This is a genomic window from Limnofasciculus baicalensis BBK-W-15 (genome assembly GCF_024178385.1).
GTDB lineage: Bacteria > Cyanobacteriota > Cyanobacteriia > Cyanobacteriales > Coleofasciculaceae > Limnofasciculus > Limnofasciculus baicalensis.
Map to the genome: position 1 here is coordinate 1 of NZ_JAMZMM010000367.1, position 6,020 is coordinate 6,020.

Consider the following 6,020-nt stretch of genomic DNA (forward strand, 5'->3'; position numbering starts at 1 on the left):
CACTCCCCACTCCCTACTCCCCACTCCCCCAACTATGTTTAACCGTTTTCAAGGACTAATTTCCAAAGGTAAGAAAGGCGTAGGGATAGAATTAGCACCCGAACGCATTAATATTGCCCAACTAAAGAAACAAGGTCAAGGCTACAAACTCACCACTCTATACTCTCACGAAGTACCAGAAGGAGTATTTGAAGCAGGACAGATTGCCAATTCACCCCAATTAGCGGAATTGATCAAGACTGCCCTCGCCGAGAGTAAAGTAAAAGCAGATCGTGTTGCCACAGCAGTACCGATGCGAGAAGCCGTAATCCGGATTATTCCGATTCCAGCGGAATTAGACGATCGCGAACTTCGAGATATGGTACTAAATCATGAAGCAGGACTATATTTGCCCTATCCCCGCGAAGAAGTAGATTTAGACTATCAGAAGCTAGGCTTCTTTATGGATGAAGATGGCATCGAGAAGGTACAAGTACTCCTAGTCGCTACCCGAAAGGAAGTTACCGACACCTATCTCGATACCTTTCAGCAGGCTGGGTTAAAAGTAGATATCCTAGAAATAAATAGTTTCGCCCTAATTCGCACCATCCGAGAACAACTACGGCAATTTGCTAGCCAAGAAGCAGCAGTTTTGGTAGATATTGAATTTGATAGTACCGAAATTGCGATCGTCGTGGATGGAGTACCCCAATTCTCCCGCACCGTACCCATCGGCACATTTCAACTCCAAAGCGCCCTCTCCAGAGCCATGAATTTACCCTCCTCCAGAAACACCGAATTACTCCAAGGGATGACTATTCCCAATACACCAGTCGATGGTATTCGCACTGGCGCTACTGGTATTAATCCTGGAATGGCGGCACTACTGAGAGTCTTGGGGGAACTTGCAGACGAATTACGTCGTTCTATCGATTTTTATCTCAATTCTAGCGACAATTTAGAAGTAGCTCAGTTACTTTTAGCAGGGCCAGGTGGTGGCATCGGACAACTGGATGAATTCTTCACTCAAAGGTTAAGCTTACCTGCTACTCAGGTAGATCCCGTGGCATCCCTTGCCCTGGAGTTGGATGAAGAAATTCCCTCAGTACGACGACCGGGATTGGGAACAGTACTAGGATTAGGATTGCGGGAGGTTTAAAAATATGTATAGCCTAGATGTTAATTTCTTAAACGATAGAGAGGAATATTTACAGAGCGAGCAGAAACAGGGAGGAGCAAAAAAACAGATCCAAATGGGTTCTATAGCACCCATAATTTTAGGAGCGGCAGTAGGTTTACTTGCTCTGGGCGGAGTAGGTGGATTTTGGTTTTACATCCAACAAGAAAATGCTAATTTAAATCAGCAAAAAGCGGATTTAGATGCTAAACTCGCAGCAGCAAAAGCTCTTCAGAGTGAAGTTAGCAAAATCGATAACGACATCAAAAAAGTGAAGGAGGAAACCAACGCGCTGGCAACGGTATTTAATCAAATTAAACCGTGGTCAGCTATGTTGCAAGACATTCGCGAACGGACTCCTGCTGGCATCCAAATTCAAACTGTCCAGCAAACCCAAGTTGTAGTAGCAGCCACTGCAGCTCCCGCTCCTACTGCTTCTCCTAGCCCCAATGCTCCAGCCCCTGTAGCACCACCCCCAAGCATCAATCTAGAGATTGGAGGTACTGCTCGCTCCTTTGATGAGGTGAATTATTTTGTGTTAAGTATGCAGAAATCACCTTTCTTGGAATCCGGTACAACCCAATTAGTTTCAGCTCAGGTGATTGATAACCCCACCAAATTGGAACTACCTAAAGACAATCAGAATAAATCAGTAGCCAAAGTAATCTACGCTCTTCCCAAGTTAGTGAGCTACAAAATTCAAACTACTTTGAATGATGTCCCCGCTTCGGAAATTCTGCGAGATTTAGATCGAAAAGGTGCGGTAGGATTAGTCACACGAATTAGGACTATTCAACAGATTGAGCAGAATAACATAACTAAACCAAATACCCAGACAAATACTCAGACACCTACTCAGACACCTACCCAGACAAAGAGCCAGAAACCTACTGGAGTTAGTACACCATGACATCATATAATCTAGAATTTAATGACGAAGGTCAGGAAGAAGCAGCTAGTTACCCCACAGCCTTTGGTATTACTTTCACTCCACAAATATCAGGAATCCTCCTCGCCGTTGTCGGTATTGCCGGAGCAGCTTACATGTACGTCACTTTTGTACAACCATTGTGGCAGGAATACAATAATTCAAAAGCTGAACTAGTCAATAAGCAGCAACAACTGCAAGATACGGCAAAGATTAAAAAACAAATAGCGCAAAAGAAGATAGAACTAGAACAGGCTAAGGTGCAAAATAAAACGGTATTGAGTTTATTTGCCACCGACAGAAAAGTTGATACATTGTTGCTAGATATCAACAGTGCGATCAAAACCAGAAAAGGGAAGTTAACCAGCTTTAAACCAGCAGGAAATCCTCAACCCCAGGGAGCAGATACGGGCGGTGTGATTAATGATGGTTCTTTGGGTTCCCTGGTTAATGGCAAACTAAAACGCAAAACCTTTGAGGTAGAGCTTGACGGAAACTTTGACCAACTATTATCAATTATGCGGCAGTTTGAGCTGTTGCAAACTCTCCTCATAGTCAAAGACTTTAAAACTGAGGTAAAAAACCCGCAGGTGATTGGAATTAGAGATGATGGAAAAGTGATAACAGGAGTAATTGACGACGAAAAAAAATCTGACAAACCCCAAATAATTCCAGGAGGCAAACCCAAGCTGAAAACAACCTTTAAAATAGATGCCCTCTTGCCAGTGACACAAGAAGAAGCTAAGACAGCGGCACCAGCCCAGAAACCAGCTCAGTAGAGTTTTGAGGTTTGAGTTTGAGTAAAAAAAAGGGAAAGAGGGGTTGGTAGTAGGCACTTAAGTTCCTACTACGAACAAGGGAAATAGCAATTAATCAAGAGGAGTGAATCGTGAAACAAGAACAAATATTGAGTGGAATTGCGATGGCTTTGCCCGCCTTCGGCATCGCAACTAGTGTTACCCTACTAGGAACACAATCGGCATGGGCTGCAACATCCCAAGTTACAGGAGTACAGGTTAATGCTAGGGGAAGTACCCTAGAATTAGTTCTGGAAACTCAAACTGGCGATAAAAGACCACAAATTTTCCCAGTTAATCGAGGTAATGATTGGGTAGCCGATATTGTTAATACTCAATTAAGTTTGGTTTCTGGCAAAAGTTTTCGTCAAGAAAACCCTATGCCCGGTATTTCTGCTGTTGTGGTTAGTCAGTTAGATCCTAATAGTATTCGAGTCACTGTCAGTGGAGCAGAAAACTCACCCACAGGTCAAATTATTCAGCAAGAAGATAACACCATTACCTTGGGAATTAGTCCAGCCGCTACTACTCAGGCTTCAACTCCCATACCTGTTACATTACCTTCGGCTCAAGGGAATTCAGCCAAAAATTCAACTATACCAATCCTACCTAATCAACAGATATCTCAAACTCCCTCAAATTTACCCACATCAACAAATTCAATACCTCTGGCTCAGAATAATAATTCAGCCACAGGTTTACCAACACCAACAAATTCTAGACCCTTAATTCAGAATAATAATTCACCCATCCTGATAGCTCAAACACCAAAACCTGAACAAGCCGCACCAACACCAGCAACTCCACCACCACAAGTACCAGCACCAGCACCAGAAGTTCTTTTCCCCAACCCCAAAATCACAATAGATGGAGTTCCCGCAGCTCCATCTGGTACAGTACAACCAGTAGCACCCGCTCCTCCCCTCTTACCCAGAGCAGTTGCTCCACCAGTCGGGGATATTGCAGTTTCCAATATCAACGCTGCTGCTAGTCGGATAGATTTAGGTTCCGCAGCAGTTATTCCGCGCCTCTCCTTACGAGAAGCACCTGTACGAGAAGTATTATCACTCTTAGCCCGTTCTGCGGGACTTAATTTAGCATATATCGGAGAAGGAGGTGGAGCAGCCGGAGCGCCTCCCGGCGATCCCAACGCGGGGGGAGCGGCAGCATCAACAATTACCCTAGATATCGAAAACGAACCCGTTCAAGATGTATTTAACTACGTTCTCCAGCTTTCTGGATTACAGGCAAATCGTCAGGGGCGTACTATATTTGTCGGTTCTCGTTTACCACAAGCTGCTCGTAATATTATTAGTCGCACCCTGCGTTTAAATCAAACTACAGTCGCTAATGCTTCAGCATTTCTTGCCACTCAAGGAGCAGAAGTTCAACAAGTTGTAGAACCAATAGAAAGGGAATTTAACCAACAAACTGGCGCTGTAATTCGGGAAACAAAACAACCTGCTGAACTTCGACCTTTAACAGTAAATCAGCCAGCAGGTTCGAGAGGAGCATTATTACTGATAGGATTATCAGTATCAACAGATGAGCGATTAAATGCGATTACTTTAATTGGGGAACCTCGCCAAATAGAAATGGCGACAACTTTCCTAACTCAGTTAGATTTGCGTCGGCGACAAGTTGCAATTAATGTCAAAATAGTTGATGTTAATTTATTAGGAACAGATGCTTTTAATACTAGTTTCTCCTTCGGGATAGGTGATAGTTTTTTTGTCAACGATGGTGGTTCATTAGTAGTCAATCAAGGGGAATTCAGACCACCCACTGCTTTGCAAGCTAGCTCAAGTTTGGGAAGTCCAACAGTTATTCCCAACCCCTTCGCTGGAGCAAATACTTTCCTTGATATCAATGGTGGATCGGCAACAGTTGTTCCAGGAACAGGAGTAGATACCGTAAGCATTTTCAACGATAGTGCAAATGGCGTTTTCCGATTTGACAGACAAGCTGGAAATGATTTGGCATTTTTTCAACGTTTAGCAGGGATTGCATCTAATCCTTTCCTTGCAGGAATTACAGACTTTACACTGGGAACACCTAATGTTGTCTCGACAACGATAACGCCCGGTACTCCTTCCACTCCGATTATTCAGAATGGTCAGATAGTAGGGTTTACTCCTGGTACTCCTCCTACTTCAAGTACCTCCTTTCAGCAGGGTACTCGTGGGACAGCAACTGCTGCTCTCCCAAGTCTATTCCAATACCCCAAAAAGTTCCTAGCATCCTTACAAGCGCAAATTACTAGTGGTAATGCCAAGATTCTCACAGATCCAACCCTATTAGTCCAAGAAGGACAAACTGCTGGTGTCAATCTAACTCAAGAAGTTGTAGGTAATATTAAGCGGGAAACGGAAAGTAGCGACAATCTAACTACAGTAACCGTAACCACAGAAATTAAGGAAGCTGGTTTAACATTAAACATTGATGTCGAACGGATTGATGATAATGGTTTTATCACTTTAAACGTCAATCCCCGTGTTACCTCAGTCGGTAGTCTTCAAGATATTACCGTTGGAGAGGATACCAACCGCATCGCATTACTAAATGTTCGAGATCTAAATACTGGTAAAATTCGCTTGCGAGATGGACAAACTTTAATTCTGACAGGCATTATCCAAGAAACTGACCGGACTACAGTGAGCAAAGTACCAATTTTGGGAGATATTCCGATTTTGGGTGCTTTATTCAGAAAGACGGAACGGCAAAATCAGCGCCAAGAGGTAATCGTGCTACTGACACCACAGATTCTTGATGATTCAGAGCGTGCTTCCTTTGGCTACAATTACACGCCGGGAAGGGAGACACAGGACTATTTGGAGCGCCGAGGTGTGACTGCACCGGGGCGGAATTAGGGGGTAGGGGAAGAGAGTTTTGAGTTTTGAGTTTTGAGTTTTGAGTTAAAAATCTCCTCCCCCACTCAGGGTGAAGCATTTGGATATTTTAATCCTGGTTAAACAACAAAGGTTATCCCCCAAATGCTTCACCCCTACTTCCCACTCAGGGTGAAGCATTTGGATACAAAATCTTTGGTTTAAGCCGGAGGTTATCCCCCAAATGCTGGGCTAACGCCCCTACAAAATCCTCCCCCACTTCCCACTCCCTACTCCCCACTCCCTACTCC

At 43.9% G+C, this 6,020-nt stretch carries 4 protein-coding genes; all 4 read left to right on the top strand.

The genetic code is table 11. The features are described from left to right. Positions 1-34 precede the first annotated feature (34 nt). The 4 genes from pilM (at position 35) to NJ959_RS24545 (ending at position 5,751) form a co-directional block, all read left to right on the top strand. Positions 35-1,138, top strand: coding sequence for a type IV pilus assembly protein PilM (pilM, locus tag NJ959_RS24530; protein ID WP_254014377.1), 1,104 nt, complete (start codon positions 35-37; stop codon positions 1,136-1,138). Positions 1,139-1,142: 4 nt separating this feature from the next. After that, complete coding sequence (locus NJ959_RS24535) at positions 1,143-2,066, top strand: PilN domain-containing protein (protein WP_254014374.1); 924 nt, start codon at positions 1,143-1,145, stop codon at positions 2,064-2,066. Beyond that, the gene (locus NJ959_RS24540) at positions 2,063-2,863 is read left to right on the top strand and encodes a hypothetical protein (RefSeq protein ID WP_254014375.1); all 801 of its coding nucleotides are present in this window, start codon (positions 2,063-2,065) and stop codon (positions 2,861-2,863) included. The genes NJ959_RS24535 and NJ959_RS24540 overlap by 4 nt, the downstream gene beginning before the upstream one ends. A gap of 110 nt (positions 2,864-2,973) precedes the next feature. After that, positions 2,974-5,751 (top strand): secretin GspD/PilQ domain-containing protein, encoded by a 2,778-nt coding sequence (locus NJ959_RS24545; protein ID WP_254014376.1) that lies wholly within the window; start codon positions 2,974-2,976, stop codon positions 5,749-5,751. The last annotated feature ends 269 nt before the right edge of the window (positions 5,752-6,020 follow it).